At 51.3% G+C, this 17,816-nt stretch carries 13 protein-coding genes; 6 read left to right on the top strand and 7 right to left on the bottom strand.

The window, feature by feature from the left end:
• Positions 1–216, top strand: a 216-nt coding sequence (locus AS151_RS20500) for a tetratricopeptide repeat protein (protein WP_139240455.1), incomplete at its 5' end; no start/stop codon positions are given.
• On the top strand, positions 116–424 hold the full coding sequence (locus AS151_RS02230) for a tetratricopeptide repeat protein (RefSeq protein WP_170861284.1): 309 nt from the start codon (positions 116–118) through the stop codon (positions 422–424). The genes AS151_RS20500 and AS151_RS02230, both read left to right, overlap by 101 nt.
• 20 nt (positions 425–444) lie before the next feature.
• Here the strand turns inward: AS151_RS02230 and AS151_RS02225 are convergent, their stop codons facing one another.
• The 6 genes from AS151_RS02225 to gghA (AS151_RS02200) all read right to left on the bottom strand — a co-directional run bounded on the left by AS151_RS02225 (position 445) and on the right by gghA (AS151_RS02200) (position 14,305).
• On the bottom strand, positions 445–843 hold the full coding sequence (locus AS151_RS02225) for an aspartyl protease family protein (protein WP_343327415.1): 399 nt from the start codon (positions 841–843) through the stop codon (positions 445–447).
• Between the two features lie 12 nt (positions 844–855).
• Positions 856–6,729, bottom strand: a complete 5,874-nt coding sequence (locus tag AS151_RS02220; protein ID WP_071515440.1) for an alpha-2-macroglobulin family protein — start codon at positions 6,727–6,729, stop codon at positions 856–858.
• 160 nt (positions 6,730–6,889) lie between these two features.
• On the bottom strand, positions 6,890–7,297 hold the full coding sequence (locus AS151_RS21865) for a hypothetical protein (protein ID WP_170861283.1): 408 nt from the start codon (positions 7,295–7,297) through the stop codon (positions 6,890–6,892).
• 223 nt (positions 7,298–7,520) lie between these two features.
• A complete protein-coding gene (gene glpK, locus AS151_RS02210) occupies positions 7,521–9,038 on the bottom strand; it encodes a glycerol kinase GlpK (RefSeq protein ID WP_071515438.1) in 1,518 nt (505 codons plus the stop codon).
• Positions 9,039–9,250: 212 nt separating this feature from the next.
• Positions 9,251–11,779 carry a glucosylglycerol hydrolase gene (gene gghA, locus AS151_RS02205; protein WP_071515437.1) on the bottom strand — a complete coding sequence of 843 codons (2,529 nt, stop codon included), beginning with the start codon at positions 11,777–11,779 and terminating at the stop codon, positions 9,251–9,253.
• A 63-nt stretch (positions 11,780–11,842) separates the two neighbouring features.
• Positions 11,843–14,305: a glucosylglycerol hydrolase gene (gene gghA, locus AS151_RS02200; RefSeq protein WP_071515443.1), complete on the bottom strand. Its 2,463-nt coding sequence runs from the start codon at positions 14,303–14,305 to the stop codon at positions 11,843–11,845.
• 230 nt (positions 14,306–14,535) lie between these two features.
• On the opposite strand from gghA (AS151_RS02200), the gene AS151_RS21210 reads away from it, so the two are divergent.
• Positions 14,536–14,748: a hypothetical protein gene (locus AS151_RS21210; protein WP_139240453.1), complete on the top strand. Its 213-nt coding sequence runs from the start codon at positions 14,536–14,538 to the stop codon at positions 14,746–14,748.
• Positions 14,749–14,791: 43 nt separating this feature from the next.
• Here the strand turns inward: AS151_RS21210 and AS151_RS21205 are convergent, their stop codons facing one another.
• Positions 14,792–14,995, bottom strand: a complete 204-nt coding sequence (locus tag AS151_RS21205) for a hypothetical protein (RefSeq protein WP_139240452.1) — start codon at positions 14,993–14,995, stop codon at positions 14,792–14,794.
• Between the two features lie 391 nt (positions 14,996–15,386).
• Between AS151_RS21205 and ggpS the strand changes: the two genes are divergently transcribed.
• The 3 genes from ggpS to AS151_RS23190 form a co-directional block, all read left to right on the top strand.
• A complete protein-coding gene (ggpS, locus tag AS151_RS02185) occupies positions 15,387–16,904 on the top strand; it encodes a glucosylglycerol-phosphate synthase (RefSeq protein ID WP_071515434.1) in 1,518 nt (505 codons plus the stop codon).
• A 261-nt stretch (positions 16,905–17,165) separates the two neighbouring features.
• Positions 17,166–17,606 carry a helix-turn-helix domain-containing protein gene (locus AS151_RS02180; protein ID WP_071515433.1) on the top strand — a complete coding sequence of 147 codons (441 nt, stop codon included), beginning with the start codon at positions 17,166–17,168 and terminating at the stop codon, positions 17,604–17,606.
• The coding region (locus AS151_RS23190) for a transposase (RefSeq protein ID WP_139240451.1) at positions 17,603–17,816 on the top strand (214 nt) is incomplete at its 3' end. The genes AS151_RS02180 and AS151_RS23190, both read left to right, overlap by 4 nt.

Below are 17,816 nucleotides of genomic sequence, written 5' to 3'. Positions count from 1 at the left end.
CAAGCGATCGAGCTTGACCCTGATGATGCTTGGACTTATAACGAATTAGGAGATGTATTAGAAGACAAAGGAGAGCTAGAAGAGGCGATAGAGAAGCATCGAGAAGCGATCGAACTTGCTCCTGAGGTATGCATCTGCTTACAGACATTTAGGTTATGCCCTCGAACAACAAGGAGATCTAGAGGAAGCCATGGAAAACTATCGCCAAGCAATTAAACTTGATCCCGAAGATGCTTGGACTTTCAACAGTTTGGGAAATCTTTTACAACAACAAGGAAAGCTAGAAGAAGCTATTGAAAAGTACGAACGTGCTCTCGAAGTAGATCCAAACAATACTAAAGCTCAAGACAATCTTGACGAAGCCAAGCGAATGCTAGAACAGCAAGGAAATTCAACAGGACCTACCATCGAATTGGAAATTTAGATAATCAGAAGGTACTCAAGTTAGCTGCTTATATCAGCACATCTGGTTTTATTTTTTAGCGAAATTTTCGCATCTTGAAAAATACGAGCTTGGCGCCAACCAGCCGCTGTCGTTACATCTACTTGCGGTGAGCGAAGTCGAACAGCTTCTCGTAACAACTCCAACCCCAATCTTGTTACGATTTCTGCTGGCAAACATAGCGTCGTAGCGCCAGTATCCACCAAAACTTGCTCCAACTGCACGGAACGAACTTCTGCAGGGGAAATTAAGCCACGAGTTGCATTGGCTTCATCGACGCGACTTGTGCTGAGCTTTGCCGAAACATTTGGTAGGGACAGTACCTTTGTTTTTTCAGCTATCCAACCATCCCACCGAGAGTATTGAGAAATAATACCAACAACATCGGTGGGATTAAACAACCGCGACATCGCTTATTCCTTCACCACCAACTTCGACGAGGAACTGCGCCCAAACTCCGAAGGCGTATACTGCAAGCGTACCTCAGCGCCAGGAAACTCAAACGTACCCGGAGTCACCGATCGCACCAAATAGTGTAAATGATACACCCCAGCCGTCAAGCGATCGCCATACGCCACCACCCGGTCGTCGTATAGTTGCTGGTAGCCAATTTGCCAGCTACTCGCCTGCGTCGCCACCGCCTCCGTCGCCGTTTGGAAACTGGTGTCAACCGCCTCAAAACCAGCCGGCAAGAAATCCTTAATCGTCACGTGGTTCACCGGATGGTCGGTGACAATCTCCAATCCCACATCAAAGACCTCACCAGCATTCACCTCTAACGGTTCTACCTCCGACAAACCAACCCGTTGCAACACCGACTCTTCACCGGCAGGGCGAATTTCTCGGGAAACCCGCAAACCATTGAACCGACCTGGCTGCGACCCTTGCAAGCGATAGCTGTAGTTCGCCGCATAGTGCAACGTACCCTCGCCGCGTTTTTCAATAACCAGATCCTGCTCTCCTGGCGACAAACGATCCATCGCCACGTTAATCGATAGCGGGTCAGAACCCGAAGTAAACTGCGCCTTATCCAGAACCTCGCCATTCAGCATCACCGTCGCTTCAAAATCGGCATCCGTCTCCCAGGTTTGGCTGTATTCAACCAACCCTTGCAACGCCGCCGCATCCGCATAAGTAGTTTGCCAAGTACCGTTGCGGCGCAAATCCAGCAACCCTTGCAGCAGGCGATTGACCACCTCTGGTTGAGTATCCCGGTTCAAAAACAGCCGCAATGCCTCTGCTTGGGCTACGGTTGGCGTACTCAGCCAAGACCACCCCTGGGGCAAATTCAACGTGGCACTGGAACCAGTTTCGTAGACCGTTTGCTGCAACTGCTGTACCAGATTTTCAGCTTCATTTTGCCGTTGGTCGAACTTCGCCATGTGACGCGCCAGGCGAATTTGCGCCACCGTATCCAACTCGGCGCGACCTTGGTAAATTTCCCCGAGGAAATCCCCCCGTCGTTCGCCCAACGCATCCAAACCAACCAAAGCCCCCAGGCGGACCCGGTTTTTACAGGATTGGGAACTGCAAAACTCATATTTGCTGGTGGGGTCGGCAAGCAAGGTTTTCAGATATGCCCGCACTTGGGAAACCATCTCCGACGATACCGATAATCCCGCTTTTTGCGCCACCGCCAGGCTTTGGGCAGCGTAGGGCGTGACAAACGGGTCGCTGGTTTCGTCGCCGGGATAGGTAGCAAACCCGCCATCGCTCAGTTGCAGTTGTTTCAACTGTTGCAAGGCTTGGTTGCCTTCTTTTTGCGGGGAAAACTTGACAAATGACTGATTGTATGCTTCGCCCAAAATCTGCAAGCTAGACGCGATCGCGAGTTGGCTGGCAGTAGGTTCCAAAAACGGCAACACGTCATCATCAAACGCCTCTGCCGCTGGTGCTTTGAGTTCCGGAACCAACGTACTGGCAAGGGTAATTTCCAATCCTCCCACCGAAGGCACCACATCCTCATTTAAATTCACCGGTACCGTCGCGCGATCGCGAGTTTGACCAGTTTGCACCACACTTTCGCTCACTTGCAGCGGTTCCACCGGCAGGGAAACTTCCCAAGCATCGCTAGCCCCCCGTTGCAACTGGGTAGTAAAGCGAACCTCACCCCCAGTAGCAGTCCGATTTTCCGGATTTTGAGCCACCATTTCCAAACGGTAGCCCGCCGTTCCCGATGGCAAATCCCGCTGCAAGGTCTCTTGCATATCCTCGTCAGCAAATGTAATGTCGCCTTGTAGTAGGGCTTCAATATCCAACTCACCTCGATCGCGACCGGTATTGTTGGTTACAGAAACACCAGCCATAAAGCGATCGCCCGGGCGCACAAATCGCGGCAAAATCGGATTGGTCACCAACGGCTGCGTCACCATAAAAGTGCTGTCTTCCTTGCCAAACCGCATATCCGGCTGACTTCCCTGGGAGGGTTCCGCCATAGCAACCGCCATCACCCGCCAGGTAGTCAAATTATCCGGCAAGTCAAAACTCACTTGTGCCCGACCGTTTTCATCCGTCGCGATCGCACCATTATAATAAGCCAGCGGTTGAAACGCCGTCCGCAAATCAGTATCCGCAGCCGCCGCCGACATGCCGCCGCCGTAGCCCCAACCTTTGCCCATTGGTGACGAGAAAGGTTGCAACACCACATCAAAGCGGTTGTCTCGAAAGCGCGTCGAAATCGGTTGTTCCGCATACACCGTTTCCACCAAATCCGGCGGTCTGTATCCTGACAGCTGCAGAACCGACTCATTCGCCACCATCAGCGCCACTTGACCTTGCACCGGTTCTCCCGTATGGGAACGTACTTGCAAATCGATGGTTTGTTCGTCGCCAGGTTGCCGTTCCTCAGCATGTTGCAAATCCACTTGCAAGTATTTTTGGTCCAATCCCACTTTGAACGGTGCAAAACCAACTTTCACCAAATCTTCCACATCTTGGGGTTGCTGATTCGATTGCCCCAAAGGTTCTCCCTGACGAACCAACACCGCTTCCACCGCCGCATTGGGCAGCATTTCCTCCGTTACCTGGAACGCAACTTGCGGTGCCGATCCTTCCACAGAAACCACCTTCTCGTAGAGGGGTTCGTCACGAACCACGGAAAAATAGATTTCTCCCTTCTCGTAGGGCGACTGAATCAGTGCCTTGGCGGTATCTCCCGGCGCGTAGGTATCCCGGTCTAAATTCACCTGCAACATATCGTCTTGGGAACGCCAGCCGACCATGCCGCCACCGGAAACCCACATCCGCCGGTCTGTTGCTGTCACCTCATCGGTGGCATTGGCGAAATTGGCGCGAATGCGGTATGAACCTGCCGACGGTGCCGTTAGCGATACAGTTTTGGGTTCGTTGCCAGAACGCACCTGTTGGGTATCCACCGTTTCGTATTCCACCTGATAGCGGGGGCTGCGGCTGCCAGCCACTACCTCGGTGACGCTGCTGTAGTTCATTTTTTGCAGTTCCAGGCGTACCTTTTCTCCCGAAATGGGGTCGCCTTGGGGATTGGTGACAATGACATCCGTATCGAAGGCACTTTGGGCATCGGCGACAAAATTGCTGCGCAAACCAATCATGCGATCGCTGGGCAACACTGTCACCGTCTGCGAGTTCGCCACCGACAGGTTGGAAACATCGCTCACCTCCGCTTCCAGGCGATACTGCATGGGATAGGGCAAATCTTCGTCTACCTTCACCTCAAACGAACCCTCACCCGATTCGTTTAGAACCGCCTGTTTTTCCAATACTTGGCTGTCAACGGTGGGGCTTTCTTCCGGGAAAAACCACTGACGACCAAACTGGAACTCTTCCCATTGGTCTGGTTGCAATGACTTCTGGGAACGAGTGACGTAGTAAGTGGCATTGCCTTCAGCAACCGGTGCCCCGAATAAATATTCGCTATTTACTTGGGCAGTTAAAGTATCGCCAAATTGCACATAGTCCGAATCTACAGCCACATCTACTTTAAAATTGGGGGGATTCAACTCAGTAACCCGGAACTCGCCGCTAATTTCCACACCCCGTTGAGAACGCGCTTGCAACGTATAGAAACTCAACGACCGGTCTTCAGCAATGGGCAAGTCTACCGAAAACGTACCCAAATCGTTGGTGGTATAGCTGCCCAGTTCCTCTTTATTGCCTTCGCGGTCTTGTAGAGTTACGGTATAGCGAGTGTTTTTATCCAACGCCAGTTCGCCATCGTCTAAATAAGCCGCCACGCCGGTAAAATGGGCGGTTTCGCCGGGTTGATACAACTTGCGATCGCTGAAAATCGTACCCCGCGACTGGGGGGATCCCTCGTTCCATTCCAAATTGGCACCATAACCGTAGGCACCGCTGTAGGATTGTATCCGCGCGTACGCCCAATCTTGGTTTTCTCTGGCTACAAAAAGCAACTCCGGCGCTTCGTCAAAACGCCCCTGGGGCATACAGCCAGACAACGCTTCTTGGTCAAGTTTCAGCGTTCCCGTACTATCGGTGGTTCCTTCAGCACAAACTTCCGGCTGCAGACGTTGTTGTTCCGAACGCCGCCCGGCAAACAGTTTCGACGGATATACTTCCACCGCAGCATTGGCAACAGGCGACCCATCGTCCAAATGATGAACCCGCACCAAGCTAGACTCGGGGAAGACCTGTGCCCACACCCCCAAATTGGTTAGCTGTACCAAACCATAAAAATCGGGTTCTCGCCAGCGTTTGCCGCCATCTTCCGTTTCGTATTGATTGGTACGCGCGGTCACGCCATATGCCAACATTCCTGTATCGCCGCCCAATTGTTCTTTTATGGGAACGGTGATGCTGCTCTTTTCGTTTTTCTGTTGCTGAATGTCAAATGTAGACCAGTTTTGCTTTTGCGGTAATAAATCCTTTTGTTCACCTTGAGGATAGGCACTATCGGTAAAGATTAAATCCTCTGGCTGTACCACTTGATAGGCAGCTTGATATTGGGAACGGGGCAAATTCGTCGCAAAAATATTGAGCTGCAAATCTTCGGCGGCGGGGAAAATATTGGTTCCTGAAGGTGCCCAAATATCGGCAGCCAAATCGCCGGTACTGTATTCAATTTCTACATCTTCTTCTAAGGTTTGCCCGTAGCGGTCTTTTAACCCTTTTTCGACAGTAATGGTATAGCTGGTGGCTGGTTCCAATGCCCAAGGATTGATTTCCACCGTATCGCTATTTTGATAAGCGCGCACTAGGGGCAAATCTTCGCTTCCCGTCAGGGCAGGCACGGGGGCACTGGGGGCAGGCACGGGGGCACTGCCCCTACGTTTTTGTTGGTTGTTGGTAACGCGAATGTGTTTTTCTGCCGATTCGGCTGCCAATCCATTGTTAAATTTGAGCTCTGCCCCGCCTTTTTGAAAGCGACCGTAGGCACCGCCAGCGTTGGGTTGTCCGAAATACTGCAATTCTTCAAACGCCAATTGTTCGTAAGTTTTGACGTTGGAAGTAAATTTGGTTTGGCTGGCTAAATTGCCAATTTTGGGTTCCAAACCACTGGTAAATTCTAAGCGATATTCGGTGCCTTTTTGTAATTTTTGTTTGGGTTCTAGTTGATATCGCCAGCGCAGTTTGGAAGGATCGAATTTCTCTTGCGGGGTTAAATTTTGTCTGGGATTGTCTTTGGTGAGGAGGGAAGCGTTTAGGGAAATAATTGTATCGTCTTTGATTGATACGAGTTGGGCGTGTTTTTGTAGGGATTTTTGGTCAAGTTCGACGTTGGAAGTAAATTCTAGTTTGGGTTCTAGGTCGATAAATTGTGGTTCGGAATAAGGGTTGGGTTTGATGCTGGGTAAGTTGGTTAGTTGGATGGGATTGGTTTCAAAGGTCCACGCCAAATCTTGGTTGAGGGTCCGATCTTGCAAGTCGCTTAAACCAGATTTGATGGTTACTCGCACTCGGCTGGCGTTGGGCAAGGCGCGATCGGCTTGAAATCCCACCATTTTGGGGGTTAAAAACCGAAATCTGCCGGGCAGGTCCGGAGAAATTTCAAAATGTTTTAATTTGTCCTGGGTGGTGTCGGCGTCTAAGGCTTCTACAGGAATGAGGGGGTCTTGGAAACGAATGCGAATTTGAGAAAGGGGTTCTGCCTGCCCCACGGGATGAATTTCTTCGATCCAAGCGGGTAGGGAGGGCTTGGCAAGTTTTTCAATTTGTGGTAATGGGTCTTCCACCATGATGGAGGATGGCTGTTGCTGGGTGGCTTGCTGTTGGTTGGAGCAAGCTGCGATCGCCCAAGCGGCAAACAAGCCCAAGAAAAACCACTTCCAAGTTTTTGCTAGAATTCGCTTCATAACGTCCCTCGATGGTTGGGAGAAAGTTTCATTTCCCGGGGGGCAGGCACGGGGGCACAACGCGTTGCGCCCCTACCCCTATGTATCGTTTTGACCAATTGCGGTTCGACTTCGATCGCCGCAGGCTAGCTGTTTGCCTTGACCCCATTCGATGCCTTTATTACCCTTCGTCACCGGTTATAACATCTGGTTCGCGACCGAAGGTACTGGCACTAAAATTCATTTCTACTGACCCGTTGGGTGTGGAATCGGTGGTTTGACCGGATTGCGTCACCAATTGGCTGTTTTGCTGGGTTTCTGCCCCTTCAACTTCGCTCGGGGCGGGTTGCAACTGGTTGGTGACAAATTCGGCAATTTTTTGCACTTTGCTCCAGTTGCCTTGGGAGGCAGCAGCGGCGGCTGATTCCCGCAGCAGTTGTTCTAGTTTGTCATGGCTAACCAGTTCTAGCAGTTCTTCTAAGGATAAAGATGCGATCGCCATACGGTTTTCCCCAAGTTCGGCAAGCAACAGTTGTTTGCCCCTATGATAGCCGCCAATTGTATGGATGGGGAGAGGGCATCGAAGCATCGGGGCGTCGGAGCATCGGAGCATCGGGGCGTCGGGGCGTCGGAGCATCGGAGCATCGGGGCGTCGGAGCATCGGAGAAAACAACCAATTATATCTCCCAAGCTCCCAAGCTCCCACGCTCCCAAGCTCCCACACTCCCAAGCTCCCAAGCTCCCACGCTCCCACGCTCCCAAGCTCCCACGCTCCCAAGCTCCCACGCTCGGTACGCTCCCACGCTCCCATCCTACTCAATCCAATCTTTTGCCCGTTCCACTGCCTGAATCCATTTTTCAAAGTTGGTTTGGGCAACGACGGTGTCGGCACCGGGTTCAAAAACGCGATCGACTTGGCGATTTTTTACCAATTTGGCATAATCATCCCAAAAACCAATCCCCAATCCGGCACCAAAGGCGGCTCCTTGAGCGGTGGCATCAAGAATGGCAGGGCGTTCTACAGGAATTCCTAATACGTCGGCTTGAAATTGCATCAGGAAATTATTTTGAGAAGCGCCTCCATCGACTTTTAACAGTTCGATGTTGTTCCCATCTTTGTTCATGGCGACAACTACTTCTTTGACTTGGTAGGCGATGGATTCTAAAACTGCTCGCACCATGTGTTCCCGTTTGACGCCACCGGTAATTCCCAAAAAGGCACCGCGCGCGCTCATATCCCAGTGGGGGGCACCCAAACCGCTTAAGGCAGGAACGAAATAAACGCCGTTGGTATCTTGCACTTGTTGGGATAAAAATTCGGTTTCTGGGGCAGAGTCAATTAGTTGCAAGCCATCCCGCAACCACTGAATGCAGGCACCGGTGGTAAACATGGCGCCTTCTAGGGCGAAGTTCACTGTTTTGCTGCTGTGGCTGTTGGCGGCTTGGGTCCAAGCGACGGTAGACAGGAGTTGGTTGTCGGAACGGGTGAGTTGTTCGCCGGATTGGGAGATTAAAAAGCAACCGGTGCCATAGGTACATTTCAACATACCTGGGCGATCGCATCCGTGGGCAAAGAGGGCAGCTTGTTGGTCGCCAAAAATGGCGGTAATGGGGATTTCTAGGCCAAGCAGGGCAGGATCGGTTTTGCCAAACCAGCCAATGCTATTTTTAATTTGCGGCATCATGTGGGCAGGAATGCCAAACAAATCCAGCAGTTGTTTATCCCATTCCTGCGAGGAAATGTTCATCAGCATGGTGCGGCTGGCGTTGCTGGCATCGGTGGCATGAACTTGCTGACCGGTTAAGTTCCACAAAATCCAGCTATCGATGGTGCCGGCAATGACGTTGTCTAAATTTATATTGGGATTTTCCCGTTTAACCCAATCCAACAGCCAAGCCAGTTTGGTGGCGGAGAAGTAGGCGTCTAACACCAAGCCGGTGCGTTCGTTGATTTCTGGGGCTTTGCCTTGTTCGATGAGCTGGCGGCACATGTTGGCGGTACGCCGATCCTGCCAGACGATGGCGTTGTGCAAGGGCATGCCGGTGGTTTTATCCCACAACAGGCAGGTTTCCCGCTGCACGGTTAAGCCAATGGCGGCAATTTCGTTGGCGTTGATGTTATTTTCCTGCAAAACTTGCTGCATGCAGGTGCGGGTGTCTTGCCAAATTTCGTTGGGATCGTGTTCCAACCAGCCGGGTTTGGGATAGTGTTGGGTAAATTCTTTATATACTTGTGCGACGACGTTGCCGCTGCTATTAAAAATTAAGGCTCGATTGCCTGTGGTGCCCAAATCGAGCGCCATTACATATTTGGTTTGGTTGGCAGTCATAGCAATAAAAGCTTCAATGCAAACAGGTTTTTTGCTGGGGATGGTTTTCTAGATATACCAGCTTCTGCGATCGCTTGGGAGCTTCGTGTGATGTTTCTTAAAAATGATGGTATCGATTGTGGGGGGTACCGGGCGTGGGAGATCGGGTATACAAAAATCACAATTCTTGTCGGGGCAATCCCCCCGTGGTTGCCCCCTCGGTATGCCCCGCATCACTTCACCTTCAACACCAGCGCTTCGCTATTGCGCAGTTCCAAATAACGGAGGTCTTTCAACCTATCATCTTCTGCCAGGGAAGGAGAAACGATCGCGCTTTGCCACTCTGACAAGTCCAACTGCAACCAATCTCCCAAGGAAACCATCATGGGGTCGCCCCAGATATGAGCCAGCATCACAATTTCTTCCTGGGGATTGTCGGGGTTGTGGCGTTTGCCGTAAAACACAATTCGCCGATCGTCGCTGACTCTATGAAAGCGATCGCGGCTTTTTAAGTTATATTGCAACCAAGGGTTTTGTTGGCGAAACTTACGCAGTTGCAAATTAAAATGGGTTTGTTTTGAATCAAGTTGGTTGGCGTAACGCCAAACGTTGCAGAATTCGTAGGCGTCTTCTAAAAACCGGCGGGCAAATTCTTTTAAGCGATCGCTGTTGATATACCGCACGAATGCAATGGAATTCTCATCCTCCAACGGACCCAGCGACGGCAAATCGCAATCCATGTTGTCCGGATCCAGGCATTGCTTGCACGCCGCCACAATTTCGTCCAGGTCATATTCCCGTTCCAAAACTCCCCGCCGCAGCGACATGCAAAACTTGCGCAAATCTGTCAATTTGGTGAATCCTAGAGATTTAACCCGAGGAAATGCTTTTTCATCATCGTACAGTTGGGGCGTCAGATGCCAGTACAGAAATCCGACTTCTTCCGATACCACCAAAACCCCATAGCGGCGGTCGGTATTGCGGAAAAACATCCAGGGCGATCGCATGGTGGCATGGAGAAAGTCCATAGGCAATCCCGGGGAAAAGGCGTACAGCCAGGTATTAACAGCTGGGTTATCATAGGCATTGAGGAACACCGACCGCAGGTCATCTCCCAAATGCCAATCAATATCGGTAGAAATTTCGGGATCGATTTGATGGGCTCGTCGCAAGGTGTCGTGGTTGCCGCAACCCACCACCCAACGTTCTCCATGGTGTATAACTTCGTCAATGCGTTTTTCATACTCTTGCCAGAAAGAATATAGCATGGGAGCATTGTTCCCAAAAATCAGCGGACTCCACTGATAGGACCCCGGTTTTTGTTCGATTAAATCCCGATAGGTAGCCACCTGTTCCCAACCTTCGTCCGGCCAGGGGCGAGCATCTTCAAAAATGGTACACAAATGGCGTCGGTAGCCGTTAATCTCCTGCACCACATCGCTCATTTCCAGCAAGAAAGCATCGTCTTGTTCCATGCGACCGCTGAGGGGGTTGAAAAATTGATATTCGTGGGCGCGATCGAGGCGAATACCATCAATACCAAAATTTACCTTCCGCCGCAGGATTTCTTGGAAAATAGCCCGTACCGTAGGTAGTTGGTGGTTCAACTCCTGACCGTAGGAATTTCCTCCTTTTAAAAACTGGCGATTGAGACACAGTTCGGCTTGGTCGTCGGCGTGGCTAAAGACCACATCAAAGATAACTTGAATAGGACCGGTGGGGAAATTGTGCAGGGTGGCAATCAGATCCACCATTTCATCGGGGCGTAGGGTTTCCAAAAATGCTGGATTGATGGTCGATCCGCCCAAAATCGGCACATCGAAGCCCCAGTTTTGGGTGTTGGGACGTTGCAGCTGTACGGTGGCAACATCGAGCAGTTCCAGGTCTTCTGAGGAAGGCAGATCTGCTTCTGAAGGAGTTAGAAACGTAAAGAATTCGCTATCAATTTCGTTTTCTTCGCTGTTTTCGTCTTGATGGCGATCGCTACCATATTCAATGGTGGGTTCCACTGGCAGCAATTGTACGGCGTCGTAGCCAATAAAGTTGGTTTCGGCAGCGTTTAGTTCCTGTTGGTTTTGTAGTTTGGTAGCAATTTGCTGGTAAATCTTGGTCAGTCCCTCAACTGTTCCTGCCTCGGAAGCCGTACCCAGATAAATTTGTAAAATATTGCTTGGCGGATGGGTTCGTGGCAGCGAGTGGCTTTCCGCTTGAGTGGAACCGGAAGTGGCTAAATAGTCCAAATCCGCGCGATTTTCCTGTAAGCTTGCCGTATCGTACAATTCTGCCGGGGCAAAAATGCCGAACGGCAGAGATGTCGCCACCACATCCCGTACGGTTTGTGGGCGGTTTTGTGCGTCTAGGTAGCGCAGCCAATAAAAAGAACCTGCCCGATCGCGGCTGCCAGGTCGCATCCCCGATAAAACGCCCCAAAGATACTCTCGGTGCGGTTTCAAGGCCACGCGATCGCGTTGGAAGCGCACCACTTGGGAAGTGCCACAGCGCCAGTCAATGGGATCGAGGGGGGTTAGCACTTCCAGACGTACTTCCATCATTTCCAGGGCTTCGCCGGTAAGTTCCGGCGTCCAAAACCCAATTTCGGTGAGTCCATCTTCGCGACGATAGTGGCTTCCCAGACGGCTGGCGAGGGCTTTGGCTTTTTCAAAATAGGTGCGATCGGATTCGGTGATGGCTGCCGCCCAATCGAGTAGTTCTTGGGTAGCCGCTTCCACTAAGGTAACGGAGTTTTCTGTTTGGGCTATCACAGTTGTTTCTCTTGACTCGACGGTGGTTGGGGCAAGGGACCATCCATTTCCCTGGTTTTGGGCTTACTTACGAACCAACAAGACGCCTTGGCTGTCGCACAATTGAAAGCGGCGCAAGTCATCTAGCTGGTTGTTTGAGCGCAAACTGGGAGAAGCGATCGCCACTTGCCATTGAGATTGGTCCAATTGCAGCCAGTCTTCTAAAGACACTTCTCCCGGTTCGCCACCCATATGGGCAACCATGGCCACTTGTTCGCTGGCATTTTCCGGATGGCTACGAACCCCATAATAAATGGTACGTTCTTCATCGCTATATTTATTAAAGCGATCGCTACCGGTCAGATTGCCATCCAACCACGGATGTTGGTGGCGGAACCGACGCAAGCTGCAATTAAAATCTACCTGGACCGGATCTAAATCCTCTTGGTAGCGGAAGACATTGCACACGCCATAACAATCTTCCATAAACCGGCGGGCAAAATCTTTTAACTTGCGAATGGTCAAATCTTTCAAAAAATTCACCATCCCCGGTTGATTTAAAGCACTCAAATAGGAAAGCTCGCAGGCTTGAGCAGACTCTCCCAAACACGACTGACAGGCACGGACCACATCCGGCAAGTGATATTCCATCTCTACCATGGTTTTGCTCAAAGCCGTGCCAAATTCCCGTACCTGTTCCAACCTTTCAAATCCCAACTCTTTGAGACGGGGGAAATTATTGGGATCTTGGTAGATGTGGGGAGTAACCTGCCAGTATAAAAAGCCGATTTCCTCGGAAACCACCTTCACCCCATAGCGTTCGTCGGTATTGCGGAAAAACATCCACGGTGCCCGGCTGGTGGCATTGATAAAGTCCATAGGCAATCCCGGACTAAATCCGTACACCCACAGAGTCACCGCCTGGTTGTCGTAGGCATTGTGCAGCACTTCGGGTAAGCTACTGCCCAAATGCCAGTTAATATCCGCATCCAAATCGATTTGGTTGCCCCGGCGCACGGTATCGTGGTTGGCACAGCCGGTAATCCAGTGAGCCCCCCGGTAGATCACCTCGCACACCCGCCGCCATTTTTGATCCCAAAATTTATTCAGCGCTGGGGTATTGTGGGCAAAAATCAACGGACCCCACTGGTAGGATTCCGGTTTGAGTTCGATTAAATCTAAATAGGTGGATTTTTCTTCCCACCCTTCTTCCGGCCAGGGACGCCCATCTTCAAAAATGGTAAACATCAACCGCTGGTATCCGCCAATTTCTTGCACCACATCGCTCATAGCCAGCAAATAGGCATCATCTTGTTCCACGCGACCGGTCAGCGGATTGAAAAAGCGAAAGTCCTGACCGCCATCCACGCGAATACCATCGGCACCGGTATTGATTTTACGCCGTTGGGTTTCCAGCAAAATCGCCCGGACCGTGGGCAGCTGGTGGTTAAGGTCCTGACCGTACATATTTGGACCTTTTAAGAAACGGCGGTTGACCAGTTCCTCAGATTGGTTGTCAGCATGTCCGTAGACCAAATCGTAAATGAGTTGGATGGGACCGGTGGAAAAGTTGTGCAGGGCAGCGGCAAAATCCACAATTTCTTGGGGGCGCAAGCTGCCCAACAGAGCCGGGTTGACTGCGGAGGCACCCAATACGGGAATGTCGTATCCCCAGTCTTGAGTGTTGGGTTTGCGCAGCTGGATGTCGAGTTTGACTTCTCCCTGGTGCAAACCGGTTTTGAGGATGTGGAAAAATTCTCCTTCGCTGGCTTCTTCGCTGCGGTATTCGATGGTGGGTTCGATGGGCAGCAGCTGTACGGCGTCGTAGCCAATATAATTTTTTTCGGCAGGGGTGAGTTCCATGCCTCGGGCCAGTTTTTCGGAGATGCGGCGGAACAGTGCTGCCAGGCTTTCCAGGGTCCCATCTTCCGCAGCAGTACCTACATGCAGTTGCAAAATATTTTTGGGAGCGCCCACCCGGGGGATTTCGTCCCCTTTTCGGGGAGGATAGTCGCGAAAATAATCCAAATCCGGGCGCTGCGCCTGCATGGTTTCCATGTCGTATAGTTCCGCGGGGGCAAAAATGCCAAATGGCAGGGAGTACGCCATGGGATCGCGGATGGTGTGCAAGCGATCGCGGGCGTCTAAATAGCGCAGCCAATACAAAGAACCCGCTTGTTTGGCGGTTCCCGGTCGCATACCGCGGATGACGCCCCATAAATATTCTCCGTGCTGCCATAGGCGCAGGCGGTTGCAGCGGAAAGACACCACGCTCTCTGGCGCGCGGAAATCAATATTTTCAATGGGGGTGAGGATTTCGAGAAAAATTTCTTGTGGTTTGATGGCTTGTTGGGCGCTCAGTTCGGGGGCCCAAAATCCAACTTCCGTCAGTCCATCGCGGCGGTAGTGGGCCCCCAGTTTGGTCGCCAGTTGCTGGACTTGCTCAAAATAGGAAATATCGGAATTCTCTAGGTCAACGACCCAGTCGAGCAATTCCTGGGTGGCTGGTTCGACTAGGTCTATAGAACGAGATGTGTCAACAATCACCGGAACCTCTGGGAAATCTGGAACCCCTGCCCTTTTTGAAGGGGCAAAACACAAACCTTGGATGCAGCGTTGGGCTGGTTCGAGCAACGCTTTCCCCCTTGGATGGCTTGCTGCCGCTGTGCAATTGATTGGGAAATTCAAGCAGCAATCATGAAAATTCAATTGCGATCGCGTCTGGCTCAGCTGTGCCCCTTTGCCATAGAAACCAAGGGAGTGGGAAAAGCCCAAAAATGGCTGGCAAAATGCACGCTACATCGCTTAGCGCCCTACCGTACCAGAGCTGTTCGGAATTTGTCAAGGTCACGCCCAGGAGAGAAAATGGGGCCAATCCCCCTGGTGCCAGTCCTCCTGAATCCTCCCTATGTCCCGCATCGCCAACGTTTGCCGCCCTGATGGCTGTTTGGGATAGCCTCCACCAGGCACCGATTGTGGAAAAATTATAAAGAAACGTTGCCAAACTTGTGCTATACTCTTGACAACCTGTACTTAGTAGTTTTTGCTATGGGGAACAGCAGGGTTCCATCCTGCCAACGGGAATTTTCTAGCATCGGCAATGGAAAAGTGGTGGTTGGTCTTGCAGCCAACCGCCAGCTGGGAGGCTATCCGAACCAGCTGCCGCAAGCGCTTGGTACGTACTTTTATGGACTCACGGATATTTTTAGCTCGATTAAACACGCAAATGTCAGGCATAAACCTAACCTGTGTAAAATTCTATTGGACTTTTCAGGATTATTGAGCTTATTGGTACTGGGGTTAGGGGGGAGACAGTGGCAAACTTAAATGGTTTGTACTGGCAAATTTGGTAACCGAGTCAAGCTTGTCCTCCCAAACCGACCGCACCAGTTGGAGAAAGACAACGTACGTTTGTAAGCCAGAGCAATTGGTATGCTCGTTCTATAATATTCGTGGTGTTCTGGGAAAAACTGCAGTTGATATTTGTCGGTATTTTGTCAAAGAAACCTTGCCCAACGCCCAATACTAGCGGATTGAAAACATCTGTTATTACAACGGCGATCGCAACGTTCCCAAGCGATCGCCAAGTCCATTGCCACCAAGCAGCTCAATTTACGAGGCCAAACTTATGAAATCATCTTTAGTTATTCTGTACCACCGCCAACCCTTCGACGAAGTCATCGAAAACGGCCAAGTTCGCTTTCAAGCCAAACAAAGCCCCAACGGCATCGTGCCCACCTTGCGCAGCTTTTTCGCCAGCGTCAATCGAGGCACCTGGATTGCTTGGAAACAAGTCAACAGCAAAGAGCAAAACAACTTCCAACAAAGCGTGGACGTAGAAGATGCCAACTACAGCGTACGCCGCATCCCCCTAAGTGCGGAACAGGTAAAGCATTTCTACCACATCACCTCCAAAGAAGCCTTCTGGCCGATTCTGCATTCCTTCCCCTACCACTTTACCTACGAATCCTCCGACTGGGAAAACTTCAAAACCATCAACCGCCTCTTTGCAGAAGCCGCCTGTGAAGAAGCCGCCGAAGACGCCCTCATTTGGGTCCATGACTACAACCTGTGGTTGGTGCCCCAATACATCCGCGAAATCAAGCCCAACGCCCGGATTGCCTTCTTCCACCACACCCCCTTTCCCTCAGTGGATATCTTCAACATTTTGCCCTGGCGGGAAGCCATTGTGGACAGCTTGCTGTGCTGCGACATTTGCGGTTTCCACATTCCCCGTTACTCAGAAAACTTCGTCAACGTTGCCCGCAGCCTACGAGAAGTGGAAGTCCTCAAAACCCAACCAGTCCCCGACCACCTGACCTCCACAGGCACCGCCCTGGCGGAACCGGAAATGGTTACCCAACTGCGGTACAAAGGCCAAATCGTCAACATCGACGCCCTCCCCGTAGGGACCGACGCCGACCAAATCCTCACCGAACTGCACAAACCAGAAACCCAACAGCGTTTGGAAGAAGTTCGCTCCGAACTCAACGGACGCAAGCTAATCATCGCCGCCGGACGGGTAGACTACGTCAAAGGCAACCGGGAAATGCTGGAAGCCTTCGAGCGCCTATTGGAACGTCGCCCAGAACTGCACGGCCAAATTCACTTTGTCATGACCTGCGTTTCCGCTGCTTCCGGCATGCGCGTGTACAAAAATGCCCAAAAACAAATCGAACAGTTGGTGGGCAAAATCAACGGTCGCTTTGCCCGGTTTGACTGGATGCCGGTGCTACTGTTTACCCAACCGGTTCCCTACAGAGACTTAATTTGCTACTACCGCGCCGCCGATATTTGCTGGACCACCCCCTTACGCGACGGCTTGAATTTGGTCGCTAAAGAATACATCGTTGCCCACGAAGGACAAGGTGGGGCACTGGTACTTTCCGAATTTGTCGGGGCAGCCGTGGAACTGCCAGAAGCCATTTTGACCAATCCCTACTCTATGGATCGTATGGACCATAGCATCGATCGCGCTTTGGATATGTCAGAAGAAGAACAAAAAACCAGCATGGAGAGCATGTACCAGACCGTCACCACCTACGACGTGAAATATTGGGCAGACCACTTGTTTGCCATGTTCCAGAAGTTGGAACACCAAACTGCATCCGGTGCCGATACCGATAAAAAAGTGGTCAACGTCTAACCATTAGAAAACGAGCGGGAAACGCAGTTCGGCTACGTTCACCGCCAGCGGTATGACTGCGCTAGCCGCGATGGGGGAACTGATTGGTTGTGAAATCCGTTCCCCAGTTTCCTCCAAGTTAGCTTACTCGGCGGAAAGCCCCGCACTCTGCCGAAGGCGAGGGTCGAGATGAAAGCCGAAGCCATGGAGTAGAACGGAGTCGCCAAACTCTTCCCGCTATTTCTAGGAGCATTGCTAGTTCTCCTAAGCTATAATGGCAACATGCTTGTATTGACCTACTCATACCGAATTTACCCAGATCTGGAACTGGAACTCCAGATGCTTAATTGGCTGGAGACTTGCCGCCAGGTCTATAACCACGCGGTCGAGGAACGCAAAGACTGGATCGACAGTCGAAAGTGCCCGGTCAATGCTTGCAGTCTCCAGAAGGAGTACATCATCCCAGCCGACCCCCCCTATCCCGATTCCTACCGCCAGAAGAAAGGGTTAACTGAATCCAAAAAGCAGAAACATTCTGGCTGGTACGTCATGCTGACTCTCAAGGCTGACGTTGATGTACCCAACCTCAACCTCCCGCCTGCGGGTCACCTCCTGGGGTGGGAGGTCGGGCTCGAGTATTTCCTATCCACCTCTGATGGTGAGCAGGTTTCTCGTCCTCGTTTCTTCAATCGACTACACCGCAAGCTGAAAGGGAAACAGTGAAAGGGAAACAGAAGGGGTCAACAAACTGGCTCAAACTCATCAAGCGGATAGGTCGAGTGCACGAAAATATTGCGAATTACCGTCTAGACTGGCAGTTCAAACTAGCTCATCATCTCTGCGACCAAACTGGGATGATATTTGTTGAAGACTTGGACTTCAGGAGACTCGCTAAAGGCTTCGGTGGCCAACACATGGTTGATGCTGGCCTGG

The organism is Geitlerinema sp. PCC 9228 (assembly GCF_001870905.1).
In the GTDB taxonomy this organism is placed as follows: domain Bacteria; phylum Cyanobacteriota; class Cyanobacteriia; order Cyanobacteriales; family PCC-9228; genus PCC-9228.
This window is presented reverse-complemented; position numbering and strand designations above follow the sequence as displayed.